Below are 20,879 nucleotides of genomic sequence, written 5' to 3' on the forward strand. Positions count from 1 at the left end.
TTACCGATCGGTGGCTAGAGTACACCGGTTCGCGTTCGTCACGCTGTGCAATGTCAGGTGGAAAGGGGGCCTCGCGGTCCCCACAACCGAGGTTGAGTCATGATTGAGAACCAGAAGATCCGTCCCGCCCGGGTCATCGGCCCGCTCGGCGAGCCATTGACCCTCGAAACCCTGCCGCCGCCGACCACCACCCGCTGGGTCGTGCGTCGCAAGGCGGAGGTCGTCGCAGCGGTGAACGGCGGTCTGCTGACGGTTGACGAGGTGTGCAATCGCTACGGCCTGACGGTGGAGGAATTCGCCAGCTGGCAGCGTGCGATCGACCGCTCGGGCATGCCCGGGCTGCGCGTCACGCGCATCCAGCACTACAAATCGCTCTATGAGCGCCAGCAGAACTTCTGAACTGAGTTACGTGATCGGAACAAAGTTTGGCTGTCAAGAGTATTTTCCCCAGCCCGGCCGTTCGGGCCGTTAACGCAGGGGAGTTAGTTATGGGTATCATTCTCTGGTTGATCGTCGGCGGTGTGATCGGCTGGCTCGCCAGCATCATCATGCGGACCGATGCACAGCAGGGCATCTTCCTGAATATCGTCGTCGGCATCGTTGGCGCGTTCATCGGTGGTCTGATCATTTCGGGTGGTTCGATCAACAATTCGCCGCTGACGCTGACGTCGTTCCTGGTGTCGCTGCTGGGTGCGGTTGTCCTGCTGGCGATCGTCAACCTCGTCCGTCGTGGCAGCGTGCGTTAAGCCCGCGCTACCAGGACCATGACAAAAGGGCCGCCCGATCACTCGGGCGGCCTTTTTCTTGGCCGCTGCTTTCCGGCCCTTGAGAAAGCCTGATGCCGCCCCGCACCCACGCGGGGCGGCATTTGCTCATTTCAGCAGGAAGCGCACCGCGATGGTGACGCTGACTTCGGTCTCGCCCGGCAGCATCTCGGTCTGCGCATCCGCCTTGGCCGCGCGGGCGTAGAGGACCGGCGGGCGGGGCTGGTCGCCGCGATTGTCGCCCTGCTCGTTGATCGACACGATCCGGTCGACGCGAAGCCCGGCAGCCTGCGCATAGAGCTGCGCGCGCGCCTGTGCCTGCCGGACCGCATTCACCCGCGCTTCGTCGAGCGCCGCCGCGGGCTTGTCGATCGACAATTGCGGCCCGTCGATCTGATTGGCGCCCGCCTTCACCAGGGCGTCGAGCACCCGTCCGCTCTTGGCGATGTCACGAAACTTCACCGACACGGTGTTGGTCGCCTGATAGCCGGTGATCACCGGCGGCTGGTTCTCGCCATAGCGATATTGCGGCGACAGGCCGATGCTGGCGGTCGCGATGTCGCGCTCGGCAATTCCCGCGGCGCGGAGCGCGGCGATGACGCGCGCCATCTGGCTGGCATTCTGCGCCGACGCCTCGCTCGCGGTCGCCGCCTGCGTCACGACGCCCGCGCGCAGCGTTGCAACGTCCGGTACGCGGGTAATGTCGCCAGTCGCGACGACGTCGAGCAGCGTCCCGTCCGGCAGCACCGGCCCGCCCACCACATTCTGGGCCAGGGCGGGGGTGGCGGCGGTGGCCAGCATCAGCGAAGCGAAAAGAATGCGCATGAATGTTTAACTCCGGACAATCGGTTGGTCGTTCCTGCACAACGCTTCGACAACGCAAGCTGAACGAGGCTGGCTTGTGGTGGAGCACCCAATCTGCCATGGCGCCAATCGGGGCAAGCCGGTACTTGAGGCCGGTGACTTATTCATATAATACACTGCCGGCAAGGTAGCGAACGGCCGTCTGACGTCGCCGGAGCGGGATGTAGGGTGCATGAATCACGATACCGGTAGTGTGAGTGGCGAGACCGTGTTGATCGAAGGTCCGACGGATGATGGCCGCCGGCGTCGGCGGCTCATCATCGTGGCCGTGGTGGCGGTATTGGCGATCGTGGCCGCGGCGATGTTGCTGACGCGCTCGGGCGATCCTGCGCCTTCGGCCTCCTCCGCCGCCGATCAGGCGCCGCGCGTCACGGTCATCGTGCCGGGCCGTGCATCGGTCGATCGCGCGGTCACTGCCACCGGCACGCTGGCCGCGCGCCGCGAGATGCCGGTCGGTGTCGCTGGCGAAGGCGGCATGGTGACCGCCGTTCTGGTCGAACCGGGCCAGTGGGTGCGGGCCGGCCAGGTGCTCGCCACGGTGGACCGGTCGGTGCAGACGCAGACCGCCGCCAGCCTCGCCGCGCAGGTCAACGTGGCCAAGGCCGATCTGACGCTCGCCCAGGCGGAGCTTGATCGCGCCGAGCAGCTCGTCGGCCGCGGGTTCATCAGCCAGGCCGACGTCCAGCGCCGCATCGCCACCCGCGATGCCGCCGCCGCGCGGCTCAAGGTTGCCAACGCCGCCGCTTCCGAACAGCGCGCGCGCAACAATCGCCTCGATATCCGGGCACCCGCCGCCGGCCTCGTGCTGACGCGCCAGGTCGAGCCGGGGCAGATCATCAGCTCCGCCTCGGGCACGCTGTTCCGCATGGCCAAGGGGGGCGAGATGGAAATGCGCGCGCAGCTCGCCGAGGATGATCTCGTCAAGCTGCGCCCGGGCGCACGCGTCAGCGTGACCCCGGTGGGCAGCGAGACGAAGTTCGATGGCGAGGTGTGGCAGGTGTCGCCGGTCATCGACCCGCAGACGCGCCAGGGCATCGCCCGCGTTGCGCTTCGCTATGATCCCGCGCTTCGCCCCGGCGGCTTCGCCTCCGCCACGATCGTCGGCGGCACCGCCAGCGTGCCCGAGCTTCCGCAATCGGCGGTTCTTAGCGACGAGAAGGGCAATTACGTCTATATCGCCGACAAGAACAATGTGGTGCAGCGCCGCGACGTGCGGCTGGGCACGGTGAACGACGATTCGGTTGCGATTGCATCAGGTCTCGACGGCACGGAAAAGGTGGTCGTCTCGGCAGGTGCGTTCCTGAACCCGGGGCAGAAGATCGCGCCGGTGCTCGGCAAGCCCGGAGTGTGACGGCATGAGTTTCCGCAATATCTCGGCCTGGTCGATCCGAAACCCGGTTCCGGTCATCGTCCTGTTCGTGATCCTGACGGTCGCCGGCATCGTCAGCTTCATCCGGATGGACATCAACCGCGAACCGGACATCGATTTCCCCGCGGTCGCGGTGGAAATCACGCAGCCGGGCGCCGCGCCGAGCGAGCTGGAAACGCAGGTCACGCAGCGGATCGAGGCCGCGGTGCGGACGATCGAGGGCGTGGACGAAATCCAGTCCTTTGTCTCCGAAGGCAATTCGACGACGATGATCCAGCTGGACATCGGCACGCCGGTCGACCGCGCGGTGAACGAAGTGCGCGATGCCGTTACGCAGATCCGCTCCAACCTGCCCGAAGGCATCCTGGAGCCGCAGATCAGCCGTGTGAAGATCAACGACAATGATCTGGGCAGCTATTCGGCGATCGGCACCGACATGACGATCGAGCAGCTGAGCTGGTACATCGACAATACGGTGACCAAGGAGCTGCTCGGCGTCGAGGGCATGGGCTCGGTCGAACGTAACGGCGGCGTCGATCGTGAGATCCGCGTGATCCTCGATCCGGCGAAGCTTGCCGCCTACGGCCTCACCGCCACCCAGATCAACCAGCAGCTGCGGCAGGTGAACCTGAACGCCGCCGGCGGCCGTGCGGAGATCGCCGGCGCCGAACAGTCGGTGCGCGTGCTGGGTAATGCGCGCGACGCCTATGAACTGGGCCAGACGCAGATCATCGCCGGCAACGGCCGCACGATCAAGCTGAGCGCGGTGGCGACGGTGCGCGACCTTTATGCCGAGCAGCGATCCGCCGCCGGCGTCGACGGTCGACCGGTCATCACCTTCGATTTCAAGCGGGCCAAGGGCTATTCGGAAGTCAGCGTCTTCAAGGAGGCGCAGAAGAAGCTCGCCGAGCTGGAGAAGCGCAATCCGCAGGTGAAATTCCAGCTGCGGATCGACGGCTCCAAATATGCGATCGAGCAATATGAGAGCGCGATCCACGCGATGATCGAGGGCGCGGTGCTCGCCGTGTTCATCGTGTTCCTGTTCCTGCGTGACAAGCGCGCGACGTTCATATCGGCGCTCGCCATCCCGCTCTCCGCGATCCCCGCCTTCTGGTTCATGGACCTGATGGGGTTCACGCTGAACCAGATGACGCTGCTCGCGCTCAGCCTCGTTGCGGGCGTGCTGGTCGACGATGCGATCGTGGAGATCGAGAACATCGTTCGTCACATGCGCATGGGTAAATCCGCCTATCAGGCGTCGATCGACGCGGCGGACGAGATCGGCCTGGCCGTGCTCGCCACCACCATGTCGATCGTCGCGGTGTTCCTGCCGGTCGGCCTGATGCCGGGCGTGTCGGGGCAGTTCTTCAAGAACTTCGGCCTCACCGTCGTCGTCGCGGTGCTGATGAGCCTTGCGGTCGCGCGCATGATCACGCCGATGATCGCGGCCTATTTCCTGAAGTCCGCCGGCCCCGAAGCGCATGGCGAGGGGCGGATGATGGACATCTATATGAACGTCCTTCGCTGGACGCTCGATCCCGGCAAGTCGATGGCGATCCGCGCGCGCGGCGGGTTCAGCCGCGTGACCGGCTATTTCCGCGATCACCGCGTCTGGACGATCGGCATCGGCGTGCTCGCCTTCCTGCTGACCATTGTCGGTTTTGCTAGCCTGCCGATGCAGTTCCAGCCGTCGATCGATCAGGAACGCTCGACCGTCACGATCACCATGCCTCCCGGCTCCACGCTGCCGCAGACGCAGCAGGTCGTCGACAAGGTCTATGACCTGCTGCGTCAGCAGCCAGAGGCGGAGACGATCTACACCCGCGCCTTCGTCGGCACTGGCCGCGTCACCGTGCAGTTCAAGGACAAGCCGAGCCTCAACGAACGGATCGGCGCGCTGTTCGGCGGCGACCTCAGCCATCGGCGCGAAAAGACCTCGACCGAGTTCGAACGCCAGCTTGCGCCGGAACTCGCCAAGATCCCGGATGCGCGCGTCAACTTCCAGTCGCAGTTCGGCTGGGGCGACAACAACCGCGACGTGTCGGTGACGCTGGGCAGCGACGATCCGGTGCTGCTGCGCGAAACCGCCGACAAGATCGTGCGCGAAATGGCGAAGATCCCCGGATTTCTCGCGCCGCGCATTGCGGGCGACCTCAACCGGCCGGAAATCGTCATCAAGCCGCGGCTTGATCTCGCGGCGGACCTTGGCGTCACGACCAGTGCGCTGTCCAACGCGATCCGCATCGCGACCTTGGGTGACATCGACCAGAACAGCGCGCGCTTCTCGCTCAACGACCGGCAGATCCCGATCCGGGTGGCGCTGGATCAGTCGTCGCGCACGCGCATGGCGACGATCCGCAATCTCCCGGTGCCGACGCAGAACGGCGGATCGGTGCCGCTGTCAGTGGTGGCGGAGATCGGCTTTGGCTCCGGCCCCACCAAGATCAACCGCCTCAATCAGCAGCGACAGCTGACGATCGGCGCCGATCTGGCCCCGGGGCTGGTGCTGTCCAACGCAATGCAGCAGGTCAACGCGCTGCCGATCATGAAGAACCTGCCGCTCGGCGTGCAGAAGATGAGCGTCGGCCAGGCCAAGTGGCAGATGGAGATGCTGATCAACTTCGTGATCGCGGTGATCGCGGGGGTGTTCCTCGTCTTCTCGGTGCTGGTGCTGCTGTATCGCCGGCTGCTGCCGCCGCTGGTCAACATGGGCTCGCTGCTGCTCGCGCCGCTGGGCGGCGTCATCGCGCTGATCATCACCGGCAACCCGTTGTCGATGCCGGTGTTCATCGGCCTCCTGATGCTGCTCGGCATCGTGGCGAAGAACTCGATCCTCCTGATCGACTTCGCGCTGGAGGAAATGCAGGCCGGTGTTCCGATCTACGACGCCGTGGTCGACGCCGGACATAAGCGTGCGCAGCCGATCGTGATGACCACGGTGGCGATGGTCGCGGGCATGGTGCCGACCGCGCTGGCGCTCACCGGCGACGGCGCATGGCGCGCGCCGATGGGCATTGTCGTGATCGGCGGCCTCATCGTCTCGACCTTGCTGACGCTGCTGATCGTCCCGGCTGCCTTCAGCCTGTCGATCGGGATCGAACGCCGCATCGGGCCATGGCTCGGTCGCAAGCTGCTGACCTATCGCCCCGGCGACGATGGTTTGACGGTGATCGACCACCAGGGCCCCAGCGGCGTCCTGCCCGCCCCGCACGGCCGCATCGGCTTCCGCGACGGCGACGTTCCGGCCGAATGACCCCATCATAAGCGTCAACTTCGAGAAAGAAGGCTTGAACAATCCCCCGCTTGGGGGATTGATCGGGGCATGATGCCGGTCGCGCTGAGGCGCCCCTTGCGAATGTCTGCACCCCCGGGGCTGGTCCGCATGCGCGTGATCGCCACCGGGATGCTGGTCGTGATGGCGGCGACGTTCTTCGTCGCTGGCCGGTTGCAGGACAGCGCGCCCGCCTGGGGGTTTGTCCGCGCCTTTGCCGAGGCGGCGATGGTGGGTGGTCTTGCCGACTGGTTCGCGGTGACTGCGCTCTTCCGCCATCCGCTTGGCCTGCCAATCCCGCACACCGCGATCATCCCGCGCAACAAGGATCGGATCGGCGACCAGCTCGCCGTGTTCCTGCGTGACTATTTCCTCATTCCCGTCGTCGTCGCCCGCCGCATGCGACGCATGGACGTGGCAGGCGTCGCCGCGCGCTGGCTGGCGAACCCGTCGTCCGGCAGCAAGCGCGTGACGCGCGGCGCGTCGCGCCTGGTGGTGGAGGCACTGCAAGCGCTTGATCAGGAGCGGCTTGGCGGGATGGTGCGCGGCGCCATGGTGGAGCAGATACGGCGGATCGATCTGGCGCCGCTGATCGGTCGCGCGCTGGAAGCAGCCATGGCCGAGAACCGGCACCAGCCGATCATCGACGGCATCGTGCGCTGGGCGGCGCGGGTCCTCGATTCGAACCAGCAGGTCGTCCGCAACATGGTGCACGAGCGGGCCGGTTCCATCCTGCGCTGGACCGGGCTCGACGAAACCATTGCCAACAAGATCATCGACGGTCTCGACAAGATGCTGGTCGACATGGCGGAGCAGCCCGACCATCCCCTTCGCGCAAAGGCCGAGGAAGGCCTGGCGACGCTTGCCCGCGATCTCCAGCACAAGCCCGAGATGCGCGAGCGGGTCGAGGCACTGAAGCTGGCGCTGCTGGAAAACCCGGCCATGCAGAACTGGATCAACGGCCTGTGGGAACAGGCACGCCAGGCCATGCTCCGCGCCGCTCGCGATCCCGAACGGCTGCTGTCCGGCGGGATGGGGGACATGCTGCGGCAGTTGGGCGAGACGTTGGAGCGCGACGTACGCCTGCGCCGTACGCTGAACCGCTATGTGCGCCGCGTCGCGGTTGGCACGGCCGCCGATTATGGCGACGTTATCGTCGGCCTCGTGTCTGAAACGGTTCGCGGCTGGGACGCGCAGACGATTACCCAGCGGCTGGAACATGCGGTGGGCAAGGACCTTCAGTTCATCCGCATCAACGGCACGCTGGTGGGTGGCATGGTCGGCCTGCTGATCCATACGGTCGACGTCGCGCTCTGAGCAGGAGCAGGCGAGCTATAGAAGTTCTGGAGATGGCGTGATCGCCGTGCGGCCACGCCGCTGTGCCAGCATCCATGCAACAAGCCGCCGCTCCGTACTTTCATCTTGCCGAGGTGCGGGGTTTCCCGCAAAGGGTGGGAATGCGCGCACTGGCCGACTTCAGCGACGATAGCGGAGCGATGCGCTTCACTGGCGATCTGGTGCTGGCTCGCCTTGGTGATCTCCCGACGCGGCTGGATGATTACAGCGGCGCGGTATCGGTGATCGACCTGTCCGACGTGTCGAGGATCGATACGATCGGTGCATGGGTCATCCACCGCTTCGCGCAGCGTACCGGTGCCAACATCGAGGGGCTGCGCCAAGAACAGCGTGCCCTCTTCGATCAGGTGGTCAATGCCGATCAGCCTGTTCCGACGCGGCAGCAGCATGTCAGCTCCTTCAACCGCGTTCTCGGCGAAGTGGGCGAGGCGACCGTCACCGCGGGACGCACGTTGGTCGGCTTGCTTGGCTTCATGGGCGCGACGCTGGCGGCCCTGGCGTCGGTCATCCGCCATCCGCAGCGCTTCCGCTTCAATGCGACGGTGCAGCGTTTCGAGGTGGTCGGGGTGTCGGCGCTCGGCATCATCGGCCTGATGAGCTTCCTGATCGGCATCGTCATTGCGCAGCAGGGCGCGGTGCAGTTGCGGCAATTCGGTGCCGAGGTGCTGACGATCAACCTGATCGGGCGGATCACCTTGCGCGAGTTGGGTGTGCTGATGACCGCGATCATGGTTGCCGGGCGCTCGGGGTCGGCCTTTGCCGCGCAGATCGGTACGATGAAGTTGACCGAGGAAGTCGACGCGATGCGGACGATCGGCGTGTCCCCGATGGAGGCGCTGGTGGTGCCGCGAACGATCGCGGCGGTGGTGATGATGCCACTCCTTGGCTTTTACGCCTCGCTCGTCGCGATCATTGGCGGTGGCCTGCTTTGCTGGTGGCAGCTTGATATCCCGCCGGTGACCTTCGTCGCACGACTGCGTGAAGTGGTGCCGATCACCGACCTCTACGTCGGCCTGGTCAAGGCACCCGTTTTTGGCGCGATCATCGCCATCGCTGGCTGTTTCCAGGGGATGCAGGTGAAGGGTGATGCGGAGCAGGTCGGCATGCGCACGACCGCAGCGGTCGTCCAGGCAATCTTCCTCGTCATTGTTCTCGACGCCTTCTTTGCGGTCTTCTTCGAGCGGATCGGCTGGATTTGATGGCAGAGCCGGAAAACATCATCGAAGTTCGTGGCCTGAAGAATGCCTTCGGCGACCAGGTCGTGCACGAGAATCTCGATCTGGATGTGCGTCAGGGCGAGATCCTGGGGGTCGTCGGTGGATCGGGCACAGGCAAATCCGTGCTGATGCGATCGATCATCGGCTTGCAGCAGCCGATCGCAGGCGAGGTGACGGTGTTCGGCGAACCCACGCTCGGCCGGGCGGAGACCGATGCGCTTGAGATTCGCAAACGGTGGGGGGTGCTGTTCCAAGGGGGGGCGCTGTTCTCGACGTTGACCGTGGCCGAGAACGTCCAGGTGCCGTTGCGCGAATTCTACCCGTCGCTCAGCCTGTCGCTGCTCGACGAGATCGCATCCTATAAGGTGATCATGACCGGCCTGCCCAATGATGCGGGCCCGAAGTTTCCGGCTGAATTGTCAGGCGGCATGAGGAAGCGCGCCGGACTTGCCCGTGCGCTGGCGATGGACCCCGAATTGCTGTTCCTCGACGAGCCGACGGCGGGGCTCGATCCGATCGGCGCGGCGGCGTTCGACGAACTGACCAAATCTTTGCAGCGCACGCTGGGACTGACCGTCTTCCTGATCACGCATGACCTCGACACGTTGTATGCCATCTGTGACCGGGTGGCGGTGCTCGCCGACAAGCGTGTGATTGCGGTCGGCACGATCGACGAACTGCTGGCACTCGATCATCCGTGGATCCAGGAGTATTTTCGCGGGCCGCGCGGCCGGGCGGCAGTCGCAACACAAGAGGCGCAACGGGAAAGGTCGGAACGATCGACCGCCGGTGCAGCAGCAGATTCAGGGGCTGATTGATGGAAACCCGTTCCAACCACGTCCTGGTCGGCGCCGTCGTGCTGATCCTGCTTGCCGTGCTGGCGCTGTTCACCGTGTGGATCGCGCGTCTGGGCGGCACCAAGCAGAAGGAGTATGACATCTTCTTCAAGCAATCGGTCGACGGGCTCGCCCGCGGATCGCAGGTGACCTATTCGGGCGTGCCGTCTGGGCAGGTGAAGTCGATCCAATTGTGGCGCAATGATCCGCAGTTCGTACGCGTGCGGATCGAGGTGAGCCAGGATACGCCGATTCTGCAGGGTACCGCCGCCACCATCCAGGGCAGCTTCACGGGCACGAGCACGATCAGCCTGGATGGTGCGCGCAAGGGTGCCCCGCCGATCGTCTGTCCGGAGCGCGATCCCGGCAGCGTATGTCCCTATGGCGTGCCGGTCATTCCGACGCGCACCGGCGGTCTTGGCGCGATCCTGAATTCCGCGCCGCAGCTGCTCGAACGACTGTCGACCCTAACCGAGCGGCTGACCGGGCTGCTGACGGACCGTAATCAGGCGTCAATCGCCGGCATCCTTGAGAATACCAACCGCTTGACGGACGCCTTGGCTGATCGCGGACCGGAGATCGCCGCAACGCTGGCGCAGACGCGTATCGCGGTGGCCCAGGCCGGCACGGCAGCGGAGCAGATCGGCAACCTGGCGGCCACGACGAACGGCATTTTGGCCGAGGACGTGAAGCCGACGCTGGCCAATCTGAACGAGACGATTCGCTCCGCGCGGCAGAGCACCGAAACGCTGAACTCCGCGATCCAGGATGCGCGACCCGGCCTGCAAACCTTCTCCAAGCAGACCATTCCGGAGGTCAACCAGCTGGTTCTGGATCTGCGGCAGATGTCGGCGGCGCTCGCATCGGTCGCGGAAAAGGTCGATCAACAGGGGGCAGCGGCCTTGGTTGGCCCGCGAAAGCTGCCGGACTACAAGGGCAAGTGAGGACGCACATGAAGAAGCTTCTGATCGGTCTTGCTGCCCTGCCGCTCGCCGGATGCATCAGCTTTGGCGAAAAGCCGCCCAAGGCACTTCTTACCCTGTCCTCGACGGAACAGGTCCCCGTCGGGCGTGAGCAATCGTCGGCGGGCGCCCGCACGGTGACCATCCAGGTGCCAGTCGTGCCGCAGGAACTGGCGACCAACCGCATTCCGGTGCAGTCGAACCTGACCGACGTGGCCTATGTCAGGGATGCGCAGTGGGTCGAGTTGCCGGCGCGGCAGTTCGCGCGCGTGGTGTCCGACACCGTTGCTGCGCGGACCGGCCGCGTCGTCCTGTCGGGGGCGCAGGCGATGGGAAGTCCGGGCGCCCGGTTGTCGGGCGAATTGCGGACCTTCGGCGTCGATGCGGGCGCTTCCGCCGCGGTCGTGACCTTCGACGCGGCACTCGTCCGTGACGAGGGCGGCGCGCTGGAAAAGCAGCGCTTCGAAGTGCGCGTCCCGGTGGCCGCGATTGAAGCGGCACCGGTTGCGGTCGCGCTCAATCAGGCGGCCAATCAGGTGGCGGTGCAGGTCGCCGACTGGGTCGGACGCTAAACCGAATGTGCCCCGCCGCCCGACGTTGGGCTGGCGGGGCGCCAAGGGTCAGCCTTGGGTGGCCAAGGCCTTAGCCAGATCGTGAAGGTAGTCCCGGCCTTCGTACAGCGCCGTCACCCGGATGCGCTCGTTCAATCCGTGCGTGCCGTTGAGGTCAGGTTCGAGGAAGATGCCGGGAACGCCATAGACCGGCATCTTCAGCACGCCGAAGAACACCGCGTCGGTCGCACCCGTCGACATCATCGGGACGACCGGCGTCCCCGGAAAATGCTTCGCCGCGAGTGTTTGCACAGCGCCCATGATGCGCGGGTCGAGCGGCGGCGGCACGGCAATCGGGCGCACCGGCTGATTGGCCGTCACCGTCACCTTCGGCCCTGCCAACTCGGTCAGCTTTGCCAATGTGCTCTCGACGGTCTCGCCCGGGAAGATCCGGCAGTTGATGTTGGCGGTGGCGCGTTGCGGGAGCGCGTTTTCCGCATGGCCGGCGTTGACCAGCGTGGCGACGCAGGTCGTGCGCAGGGTCGAGTAAAGGACCTTGTCGCGACTGACGACCGCGTCCGCCCGCTTGTCGGCTGGGTTGGCCAGCAGCCGCTTGATCGCCGCGCCTGTTTCCGGTGGCAGCGCCTGGGCGCTGGCGGTGAAGAACGCGCGCGTCGTGTCGGTGAACTTGATCGGGAATTCGTAGCCCTGCACCCGCTTCACGGCGTCGGCCAGTTCGTAGATGGCGTTGTCGGGCGTCGGCGCGGAGCTGTGCCCGCCAGGGTTGGTGCTGGTGAAGGTGAAATTCTGCGCGGCCTTCTCCCCCACCTGGATCGCGAGCGCCTGTCGCTTTCCCTGTGCGTCCAGCCGGCCGCCGCCGCCCTCGTTCAGCACGAATGCCGCGCGAACCAGGTCCGGTTTGTTGTTGGCGAGCCATTGTGCGCCATTGAAGGCATAGGTGGTTTCTTCACCGCAGGTGAGCGCGAGCTTGATCGTGCGCCTGGGTTTGAAGCCCTCCTGCTTGAAGCGGATCATACTGTCTGCCCAGATCGCCGACATGCCCTTGTCGTCGACCGTACCGCGGCCATAATAGAAGCCGTCTTCCTCGATCAGCTTGAACGGGTCGCGCGCCCAATCCTCGCGCTTGGCGGCGACGACGTCGATGTGCCCCAGGAGAAGCATGGCGTCGGCGGACGCATCGGTGCCGGGGAGGATGGCGACAACGCCACCGTCCTCCGGATGCTCCGGCGTCGAGAAAAGGGTAACCTGTGCATCGGTGTAGCCGGCTGATTTGAGCCGGGTGGCGATCTGTTGCGCGGCCCGGGTGCAGCTTCCCTCGCCAACGACCGTGTTGGTTTCGACCAATTGCTTGTAGAGATCGAAGAACGCTCGCTCGTCCGCCCGGTTCTGTGCTGCCGCTGCCAATGGCGCGAGCGCCATTCCTGCGGCGGCGACCGTCATGGCTTTCCAAATGCCGCGCATCCCACTCCCTTTTGTCGTTATCTGAACCGGGAGGTTACAGCGAAGCCGCTGGTGCGCAACGTGCCAATCGATGGTCGAACGGCATGGCGCCATAAGGCGCGGTGATCAGGGACGCGGCGCGGGTTCGGCCTGATCGTTCCCCAGATCGCCCGTGGCCGGGGCCGCATCGCCCGTCACCTGTGGTACAGCGGGGACGAGGGCAGCGGCAGCCGTCGGCGCGCTGCTCGGGATCGTGCCGACGATCGCCGCGGTTTCCAGCGTGTCGAGCGCCTGGCGCGCCGCAATGTAGCGTCGTGCCGCCGCGCTCCAGTTTGCCGCCTGAGTCCCGCCGGGCAGTCGGGACACTTCCTCAACCGCGGGCTCCACCTGGCCGGCATCCAGCAGGCGCTGGGCACGCGCGAGGCGATCCGCGGGCAGGGGCGACGGCGTGTTGGCATCATGCAGGACGACGAGGCGCCGCAGTTCGTCCATGAAGCCGGCGAACCAGCCGTCCGCGCCGGGATTGAGCAGCATCGAACGGTTGGCATCCAATGCCTGGCGCAGTCCCTCGCGCGTGACGGGATCGCGACCAGCCTCAATCACCGTATTCACCGCCTTTTGCTGGGTTTCGCCGAAGCGTTGTCGCAGCTGATCCTCCAGATAGCCAAGGGCTGCGCCCTTTTCGATCGCGCGGCGGGCAGCGAAGGCGATGAGGATCGCCTCGGCACGGCCGGCGCGGTCCTGCGACTGGGTGACATCCATGCTGAGGCTTGCCGTCCTCGCCTCCAGCGCCGCCAGCTGAGCGGCAAGCGCGCTTTCGCGAGCAGCGAGGGTGGCCGGATCCACCGCGGCGGGCGCCGGCGGCGTGGCTGCGATGACGTCCTTTGTCGTGACGGCCTTGTCCACGGCGGTCGGTGCTTTGGCCTGGCGCTGCCACCAGCTGGTACCATCCCGCATCGACAGGAAGATCAGCGCGAGCCCGACAACCAGAGCCAGGATCACAAACACCGTGAGCAGGCCAACTCGTGACCGGCGCGGAGCAGGAGCGAGCGGCGCGTTTTCGTCCATGCCGCGGCTTATCCCCGCCCGACGCTCACCGGTCAATCGCGAGCGTCATGGCGGTTTCGAGCAAAGCCGGGTCGCTGGGGAGGGGCGCAACACTGATGCGCTGCCATCCCCCGCCGGCCGCGTCCGCCACCGCCTGGCTGAGCGCCGCCAGCCGGATGGAGCGCCGGGCGATGTGCGCGCCGGCGATGAGGCCGGCGAAATGGCGTGCCGCGCGGGGTGAGTGAAGGAGGACGATGCTGTCGGCGAGCGCGCGTAGTTGATCCTCTGCAGGATGGAGAGGGTCGCTGGTGTAGACGACGATGTCGGTGACGCCCGGCAGATGGATATGCGCGCGGCCGGTGAGGCGCACCAGCCGGTGCCAGCCGCGTCCCTTGGCGAGAGCGAGCGCTTCCCTCCCGTCCGAACTGCCCACCATCTGCGGCGTGAGGCCGGCTGCCTCCGCCGCATCGGCGGTGCCACGTCCGACGGTGACGAGCGGGAGCGAGGAAAAGGTGTGGAGCTCCGGTCCGGCCTGACGAACCGCGTTGGCGCTGGTCAGGAGCACCGCGTCGAAATCGGTCGCGGGCGGCGGCGCCCAGGGAACAGCCGAGATGGTGAAGATCGGGAGTCGAAGCGCAGTGAAACCCGCCTTCGCGATCCGGTCAGCGGTCGCGCTGTTTCCCGGTTCCGGCCGCAGGACGGCGATCGGACGTGTCATCCCCCGAACAGATGTCGGACCGAAGCGGGTGCACGGGCGAGCAGATCGGCCGCCAGTTCGCGGCCAAGCGTGGGGCCATCCTCGCCCGCGATGACGCCGGTGACATGCTCCGACCCATCCTCCGTCAGCAGTTCCGCCGCCAGGGTGATGCCGTCGCCCTCGCGCCTGGCAAGTGCGCCCACCGGCGAGTGACAGGAGGCTTCCAGCGCCGCCAGCAGCGCACGTTCGGTGTGGATGCAGATGCTGGTGGTGGGACAGTCGATAGCCTGAACCAGCGCAAAGGCGGGGCTGTCGGCCAGCGTCTCGATCCCGATCGCGCCCTGCGCCGGGGCGGGCAGCATGACGTGCGTCTCGATCGCAACGCCCGTGTCGTGCCGGCCAAGCCGCTCCAGACCGGCCGCGGCGAGGAGTGTGGCGGCAACCTCTCCGGTGGCGAGCTTGCCCAGCCGCGTATCGATATTGCCGCGGAACAGCACGATTTCGAGGTCCGGCCTATGGCGCAGGAGCTGCGCGCGGCGGCGCGGCGAACTGGTCCCCACCACCGCGCCGTGCGGCAGCGCGTCGATCGTGTCGACGCCGATCAGGCAGTCGCGAACGTCCGCGCGGGGCAACATCGCGGCGATGGCGATTTCGGCCGGTCGGATGGTTTCCACATCCTTCATCGAGTGGACGCAGGCATCCACCTCACCAGCCAATAGCGCGCGGTCGAGCTCCTTGGTCCACAAGGCCTTGCCGCCGATCTCGGCCAGCGCGCGATCCTGCACGCGGTCACCGGTGGTACTCACGACGACAATGTCGACATCGTCCCAGCCGTGGGCGGCTATCAAGGCGTCGCGCACCAGCCCTGCCTGGGTCAGGGCCAGCGGCGAACCGCGGGTGCCGAGTCTGAAACGCTGAGCCACCGGTCTCTTCTATCCTGCAGATATCGGGTCCGCTCTATCGGACGTGGGCGCCCTTCGACAAGCGTGGGTCGAGCGGATATGAGCCGGGCATGCTGATCCTTGGTCTGGAATCCTCGTGCGACGAAACGGCGGCGGCGCTGGTGACGGGTGATCGCCGCGTGCTGGCGCATCGACTGGCGGGGCAGGAAGCGGCGCATCGGCCCTATGGCGGGGTCGTGCCGGAGATCGCGGCCCGGGCGCATGTCGAAGCGCTGGAGCCGCTTATCGAGGCAGCTTTGGCCGATTCCGGCGTGTCTTTGGCCGATATTGATGCGGTCGCGGCCACCGCCGGTCCGGGGTTGATCGGCGGCGTGATGGTGGGGCTGGTGACGGGCAAAGCGATTGCCCATGCGGTCGGCAAGCCGCTGATTGCGGTGAACCATCTGGAGGGGCACGCGCTCAGCCCGCGTCTGGCCGATCCCGACCTCGTCTTCCCCTACCTGCTGCTGCTGGTGTCGGGCGGGCATTGCCAGTTGCTGCTGGTAGAGGGGGTGAACCGATACCGCCGGCTGGCAACGACGATCGACGATGCGGCGGGTGAGGCGTTCGACAAGACGGCGAAGGTGCTGGGCCTTGGCTTTCCCGGCGGGCCGGCAGTGGAGCGCGCGGCGCAGATGGGCGATCCGACAGCGGTGCCACTGCCCCGGCCCTTGTTCCTGTCCCCGGAGCCGCACTTCTCGTTCGCCGGGCTGAAGGCCGCGGTGGCGCGGATCGCGGGCGATTATCGACCGGAGGATGTCGCGGCATCGTTCCAGGCGGCGGTGGTGGATTGCCTGATCGATCGGACAGCGCGCGCGATCGACCGTGCGCCGGGCGCAACGGCGCTGGTGGTCGCCGGCGGAGTGGCGGCCAACAATGCGGTGCGCAGTGCTTTGTCGTCGCTTGCCGACGCACATGGCCTGCGTTTCGTGGCACCGCCGCTGTGGCTGTGTACCGACAATGCCGCGATGATCGCCTGGGCCGGGGCGGAGCGGTTCGCCGCCGGGCTGGTCGATCCGCTCGACACACCGGCGCGGGCGCGCTGGCCACTTGATCCAACCGCCGAGGCGGTGCGCGGTGCGGGGGTGAAGGCATGAGCCGCGACATGCGGATCGGCGTGATCGGCGGCGGCGCCTGGGGCACCGCGCTGGCGCAGGTCGCCGCGCGTGGCGGCGAGGTGCTGCTGTGGGCGCGCGAGGAGGAGGTGGTCGCCGCGATCAACGACCGCCACGAGAACAGCATGTTCCTGCCCGGCGTCCCGCTGTCGCCGGCGATCCGCGCGACCGGAGCGCTGGACGATCTGGCGGATCGTGACGCGCTGCTGGTGGTCGCGCCGGCCCAGCATGTCGGCGCGGTGCTGAACGCGCTTCCCAGCAATGACACGCCGCTGGTGCTGTGCGCCAAGGGGATCGAGGCCGGATCGCGGCGTCTGGTGGGCGAGGTCGCCCAGGCCGCGCACCCCGGCGCGCCCATCGCGGTCTTGTCCGGCCCGACCTTTGCCCATGAAGTTGCGGCGGGGCTGCCGACGGCGGTGACGCTTGCGTGTGCCGATCCGGCGCTGCAGGTGCGTTTGGCCGAGCGGCTCGCCAGTCCGACCTTCCGTCCCTACGCCTCTAGCGACGTGATCGGTGCGGAGATCGGCGGGGCGGTGAAGAACGTGCTGGCGATCGCCTGCGGCGTGGTGGAGGGGGCGGGGCTCGGCCAGAATGCACGCGCGGCGCTGATCGCGCGCGGCTTTGCCGAAATGACCCGCTTCGGGCTGGCGCGCGGCGCGCGGGCGGAGACGCTGGCTGGCCTGTCGGGGCTGGGCGACCTGGTACTGACCTGTTCGTCGACCAGCAGCCGTAACTTCTCGCTTGGCGTGGGGCTGGGGCAGGGACGGTCGGCGACCGACCTGCTGGCGGACCGGCGCACGGTGGCAGAGGGTGCCTTCACCGCGCCGGTGCTGGCCGAGGCTGCAGCACAGGCGGGCGTCGACATGCCGATTACCGATGCGGTGTGCCGCCTGTTGCAGGGCGCGCCCGCCAGCGAGGTGATCAGCGGTCTCCTGGCCCGCCCGCGTCGCGACGAGGCGTAACGCGCGCGGCGGCGGTCACCGCAGGACGCGCGCGGAAAGCGCCGCGCAGTCGGCGTCGGTCGCGGTCGGACCCTGCTTTCCGGTGATTGCACGGCCGATCGCCTTGAAGACGTTGCCGACCGATTTGACCTCCTTGGGCACCTGAACATCGGGTTCGCTGATCGTGCCGGAGAGTGTGGCCGACCCCGGGAGGCGGAGCACGGCGTCCTGCTTGGGCGCGCCGGTCAGCCGAACCGCGAGCGTTTCGCCTGGGAAGGTGACGGTGCCTTCGCCATCGAGCCGGCTTTGCGATGTGTCGATGACGAACGGGCCGACCGTCCCGCGCCCGCCGCGCATGGCGATGCCGACCACCACGCAGCGCAGGGCAGCACGATCCTTCTCACCGGCGAGCAGCGCGCGCCCCGCGTCAAAGCCGAGCGCGGCGGCGATCTCCGCGGGCAGGGCGCCGTTGCGGGCGACCACGCCGATCCGGCCGGAGGATTTGCCGACCGCTTCGCGGATCGTGCTGCCGCGGCCGGCAAGGACGGCGCGCGCGTCGACCCGGCCCGTTACCGAACCGCCACCGCCGCCGAGCGCGGGAATGCTGCTGTCGAGGAGGCGAAGATCGAGCCGGACGAGCGGCTCCGGCGCACCATCCGACTGATCGACGATCGCGCTGCCCGCGATCCTGCCCTGGCTGAGCCCGATCGTGAGGGGCGCCACCGAGAGCTTGCGGTTGTCGAGCGCCAGCGTGCCGGCGAGGGTCTTCAGCGACGATGGACCCTGCCGGCTGACGATGTTGCCGACGCGAAAGGAAATGGTGCCGTCCGTCTTGCCGACCTTTGCAAGGTTGACGCGGGTGTCGGGAACGATGCGGGGGCCAATCGCGCGCTTTTTCGCGGCGGCGCGGCGCAGCCCCTCGTCGGAAGCGAAATCGTCGAAGTCGAGTTGGCGGGAGACAAAGGTGCCCGACAGCTTCGTGCGGCCGTCCACCTTGTCGACCGTCAGCTTCCCCGACAGGTCGGACCGACCGATCCGGCCGTCGAGCCGGTCGATCAACCATCGTGTGGGTTCGCGGCGCACATGTGCCGACAGCGTCACTGGCTGGGTCTGGAACAATCCCGCCTCGATGATCGCATCGATGAGTTTCAGGTCATTCGCGCGCGCCGTGACGTCGAGCGTCATGCGATCGGTGTCGAAGGGCGCCGCCATGGTGCCGCGGGCGTGCATCGACAGCGCCTGGCCGGTGATCCGCGCCTCGAACGGCCAGCGCCCCCCGCCCCGGTCCGACAGAGCGGGCGCCTGGGCGGCAAGTGTCACGGGCGCGCCGCGCACCGTACCGGATCCCTGCAGCCGCAAGCCGGCGCCTCTGTCGGAGGCAAAGCCCATGTCGAAGCGGCGATCCTGCTTCGCATCGTCATAGCGGAGCCGGGAATTGGCGACAGTCAGGCGATCGAGGCTGCTGTTGCCCGACTGGTGATCACCGCTCTTGTCCTGTCGCCAGTTCTCCCGCCCATCGCGGGTGCGGACCAGATTGATCTGTGCGCCCGAGATGTCGATCGTGCGCGGCGACAATCGTCCGAGCAGAAGCGACAGCGCGTTGAAGCCAACGTCGAGCCGGCCGATCTGTGCGAGGTCACGCGGGGCGGACCAGGCCGGGCCAGGGATCCGCACGTCGCGAAGGCGGACGATAGTGGCGAAGCCGACTGGGTCGACCCGCTCCATCGTCCCGATGGTCACGGGGCGACCGAAACGCTGGGTGAGGCGGCTTTCCGCGACGCCTTTCAGCATGCCCCAGGGGAAGATCGCCAGCGCGAGGAGCGCGCACAGGAGAAGCGCGCCCGCGGCAGCAAGGATGACGCGGACACGGCGCCGGGAAAGAAAGGTGGGCATCGAGGCTGAGACGCGCCGACCTAAACTTCGTTCCGGCCGCGAAAGGAATGACGTTACGTCACCTGTGTGCGTCGTCAGGCGGGGTCAGAAATCGACGGCGATGCCCTTCTTCTCCCAGTCGCCATAGCGCACCGGATCGCGGCCGAGTGGATCCTCGGGCGGGCGCTCCATCGGCGCGGGCTCGGGCACCGGCTTGTTCGGCGAAAGATAGGCCGGCGGCTTCACATGAGGTGGTCGATTGGACATGGGCTCTTCCGGTTACGGCGTTCACCCGCCACATGGGCGCGATGTCTTCTTCCGCCAAGCCCCGCCCGCCTGTCCATCATCGTCGCCCGGCGGATCCGCCCGGCACCGCGCCGCGCCGCGCCGCGCTCCGCCTGCTCGATGCGGTGTTGCGGCGGGGTGAACCGCTGGAGGCGGCCCTGCCGCAGGCGACGCGCGGACTGGAGGGGCCGGATCGCGGCCTCGCCCATGCGATTGCGGCCGAGACGCTGCGCCGCCTGCCCGACCTTGATTCGCTGATCGATTCGGCGACCCGCCAGGTGCTCCCCGAAGATGCCAAGGCGCGTTCCGCACTGCGCATCGCGCTGGTGCAGACGCTGGCGCTGGGCACCCCGCCGCACGCCGCGATCGCCACGGTGCTGCCGCTGGTCGATGGCGGGCCGCGCAAGCTGGTCCATGGTGTGTTTGGGGCACTAACACGCGGGGGTGCGACCCTGCCGGATGTTCCCGCGCTGCCGCCGGCGATCGCCGCGCGCTGGCGCGCATCATGGGGTGAGGACGTGGTGGCAGCCGCCGCCCGCGCCATCGCGGTGCCGCCGCCGCTGGACCTGACGCTCGCCGCCCCTGATGCGCTGGCGCCCGAGGGGGACAGTCTGGCAGCCGACCAGCGGCGGCTGCGCGATGCGGCGCCGGTGGCGCAATTGCCGGGCTTCACGGAAGGCACCTGGTGGGTGCAGGACGTGGCCGCCTCGCTTCCCGCGCGGTTGATCGGGCGGGGGCCGGGCCGCGCGCTTGACCTGTGCGCCGCGCCGGGGGGAAAGACGATGCAGCTGGCGGCGGCCCGTTGGGACGTGACGGCGCTGGAAATATCGCCGTCGCGCGCCGCGCGCCTCCACGAGAATCTAGCGCGGACCAAGCAGCCGGCGACGGTCGTGATCGCCGACGCGATGGATTGGGCGCCGAGCGAACCGGTCGATGCCCTGCTGCTCGATGCGCCGTGCAGCGCGACGGGCATTTTCCGGCGACACCCGGACGTATTGTATCGCGCGCATGCTGGCATCATCGCCGACATGGCCGCGCTGCAGGCGCAATTGTTCGATCGCGCCGCCGCATGGGTGCGGCCGGGCGGGCGGCTGGTCTATGCCACTTGTTCGCTGGAGCCGGAGGAGGGCGAGGCGCAGCTGGAGCGGTTTCTGGCTGAGCATCCCGATTATGCCCTCGAGCCGCCACAGCCGGGTGAATTGCCCCACGGGTTCGCGGCGCAGAGCGGCGGCTATCTCCGCACGCTGCCGGGGACGCTGGAAGATGCGGGCGGGTGCGACGGGTTTTTCATCGTCCGGCTCGTGCGTGCTTCCGCCTGATCAAATCGCAC

At 67.3% G+C, this 20,879-nt stretch carries 19 protein-coding genes; 12 read left to right on the plus strand and 7 right to left on the minus strand.

Translation table 11 applies throughout. The features are described 5' to 3' along the window. Positions 1-99: 99 nt before the first annotated feature. Together CA236_RS07500 and CA236_RS07505 are read left to right on the plus strand one after the other, a co-directional pair. Positions 100-399: a DUF1153 domain-containing protein gene (locus CA236_RS07500; RefSeq protein ID WP_046409083.1), complete on the plus strand. Its 300-nt coding sequence runs from the start codon at positions 100-102 to the stop codon at positions 397-399. A gap of 89 nt (positions 400-488) precedes the next feature. Next, positions 489-746, plus strand: coding sequence for a GlsB/YeaQ/YmgE family stress response membrane protein (locus tag CA236_RS07505; protein ID WP_046409084.1), 258 nt, complete (start codon positions 489-491; stop codon positions 744-746). Between the two features lie 126 nt (positions 747-872). Here CA236_RS07505 and CA236_RS07510 read toward each other — a convergent pair whose 3' ends face one another. Beyond that, positions 873-1,589 (minus strand): SIMPL domain-containing protein, encoded by a 717-nt coding sequence (locus tag CA236_RS07510; protein ID WP_125945142.1) that lies wholly within the window; start codon positions 1,587-1,589, stop codon positions 873-875. A 211-nt stretch (positions 1,590-1,800) separates the two neighbouring features. Between CA236_RS07510 and CA236_RS07515 the strand changes: the two genes are divergently transcribed. The 7 genes from CA236_RS07515 to CA236_RS07545 all read left to right on the plus strand — a co-directional run bounded on the left by CA236_RS07515 (position 1,801) and on the right by CA236_RS07545 (position 11,211). Next, positions 1,801-2,979: an efflux RND transporter periplasmic adaptor subunit gene (locus CA236_RS07515; RefSeq protein WP_046409086.1), complete on the plus strand. Its 1,179-nt coding sequence runs from the start codon at positions 1,801-1,803 to the stop codon at positions 2,977-2,979. Positions 2,980-2,983: 4 nt separating this feature from the next. After that, positions 2,984-6,250, plus strand: coding sequence for an efflux RND transporter permease subunit (locus tag CA236_RS07520; RefSeq protein WP_125945143.1), 3,267 nt, complete (start codon positions 2,984-2,986; stop codon positions 6,248-6,250). Between the two features lie 102 nt (positions 6,251-6,352). Next, positions 6,353-7,585, plus strand: a complete 1,233-nt coding sequence (locus CA236_RS07525; RefSeq protein ID WP_241212563.1) for a DUF445 domain-containing protein — start codon at positions 6,353-6,355, stop codon at positions 7,583-7,585. 140 nt (positions 7,586-7,725) lie between these two features. Then, positions 7,726-8,823 (plus strand): ABC transporter permease, encoded by a 1,098-nt coding sequence (locus CA236_RS07530; protein WP_125945144.1) that lies wholly within the window; start codon positions 7,726-7,728, stop codon positions 8,821-8,823. After that, complete coding sequence (locus CA236_RS07535; protein ID WP_046409089.1) at positions 8,823-9,659, plus strand: ABC transporter ATP-binding protein; 837 nt, start codon at positions 8,823-8,825, stop codon at positions 9,657-9,659. Before CA236_RS07530 ends, CA236_RS07535 begins: the two co-directional genes overlap by 1 nt. Continuing rightward, entirely contained in the window at positions 9,659-10,621 is a 963-nt protein-coding gene (locus tag CA236_RS07540) for an MlaD family protein (protein ID WP_125945145.1), read from the plus strand. Before CA236_RS07535 ends, CA236_RS07540 begins: the two co-directional genes overlap by 1 nt. An 8-nt stretch (positions 10,622-10,629) precedes the next feature. Beyond that, the gene (locus tag CA236_RS07545) at positions 10,630-11,211 is read left to right on the plus strand and encodes an ABC-type transport auxiliary lipoprotein family protein (protein ID WP_046409091.1); all 582 of its coding nucleotides are present in this window, start codon (positions 10,630-10,632) and stop codon (positions 11,209-11,211) included. A 48-nt stretch (positions 11,212-11,259) separates the two neighbouring features. Here CA236_RS07545 and CA236_RS07550 read toward each other — a convergent pair whose 3' ends face one another. From CA236_RS07550 to hemC, 4 genes are all read right to left on the minus strand, one after another. Continuing rightward, positions 11,260-12,651: a M20/M25/M40 family metallo-hydrolase gene (locus CA236_RS07550; protein WP_241212564.1), complete on the minus strand. Its 1,392-nt coding sequence runs from the start codon at positions 12,649-12,651 to the stop codon at positions 11,260-11,262. A 126-nt stretch (positions 12,652-12,777) separates the two neighbouring features. Continuing rightward, complete coding sequence (locus CA236_RS07555) at positions 12,778-13,719, minus strand: hypothetical protein (protein WP_125945147.1); 942 nt, start codon at positions 13,717-13,719, stop codon at positions 12,778-12,780. Positions 13,720-13,744: 25 nt separating this feature from the next. Then, entirely contained in the window at positions 13,745-14,416 is a 672-nt protein-coding gene (locus CA236_RS07560) for a uroporphyrinogen-III synthase (protein ID WP_125945148.1), read from the minus strand. Further along, entirely contained in the window at positions 14,413-15,318 is a 906-nt protein-coding gene (hemC, locus tag CA236_RS07565; RefSeq protein ID WP_125945149.1) for a hydroxymethylbilane synthase, read from the minus strand. Before hemC ends, CA236_RS07560 begins: the two co-directional genes overlap by 4 nt. A gap of 89 nt (positions 15,319-15,407) precedes the next feature. Between hemC and tsaD the strand changes: the two genes are divergently transcribed. Next, positions 15,408-16,433 carry a tRNA (adenosine(37)-N6)-threonylcarbamoyltransferase complex transferase subunit TsaD gene (gene tsaD, locus CA236_RS07570; RefSeq protein WP_125945150.1) on the plus strand — a complete coding sequence of 342 codons (1,026 nt, stop codon included), beginning with the start codon at positions 15,408-15,410 and terminating at the stop codon, positions 16,431-16,433. Between the two features lie 8 nt (positions 16,434-16,441). Next, positions 16,442-17,413 (plus strand): NAD(P)H-dependent glycerol-3-phosphate dehydrogenase, encoded by a 972-nt coding sequence (locus CA236_RS07575; RefSeq protein WP_125945276.1) that lies wholly within the window; start codon positions 16,442-16,444, stop codon positions 17,411-17,413. Positions 17,414-17,428: 15 nt separating this feature from the next. On the opposite strand, the gene CA236_RS07580 is transcribed toward CA236_RS07575, so the two are convergent. Together CA236_RS07580 and CA236_RS07585 are read right to left on the minus strand one after the other, a co-directional pair. Beyond that, a complete protein-coding gene (locus tag CA236_RS07580; protein ID WP_125945151.1) occupies positions 17,429-19,285 on the minus strand; it encodes an AsmA family protein in 1,857 nt (618 codons plus the stop codon). Positions 19,286-19,369: 84 nt separating this feature from the next. Continuing rightward, the gene (locus CA236_RS07585; protein WP_125945152.1) at positions 19,370-19,531 is read right to left on the minus strand and encodes a DUF1674 domain-containing protein; all 162 of its coding nucleotides are present in this window, start codon (positions 19,529-19,531) and stop codon (positions 19,370-19,372) included. A 41-nt stretch (positions 19,532-19,572) separates the two neighbouring features. On the opposite strand from CA236_RS07585, the gene CA236_RS07590 reads away from it, so the two are divergent. After that, positions 19,573-20,868 carry a transcription antitermination factor NusB gene (locus CA236_RS07590; protein WP_125945153.1) on the plus strand — a complete coding sequence of 432 codons (1,296 nt, stop codon included), beginning with the start codon at positions 19,573-19,575 and terminating at the stop codon, positions 20,866-20,868. The last annotated feature ends 11 nt before the right edge of the window (positions 20,869-20,879 follow it).

The organism is Sphingomonas sp. ABOLG, assembly GCF_003950435.1.
Taxonomy (GTDB): Bacteria; Pseudomonadota; Alphaproteobacteria; order Sphingomonadales; family Sphingomonadaceae; genus Sphingomonas; species Sphingomonas panaciterrae.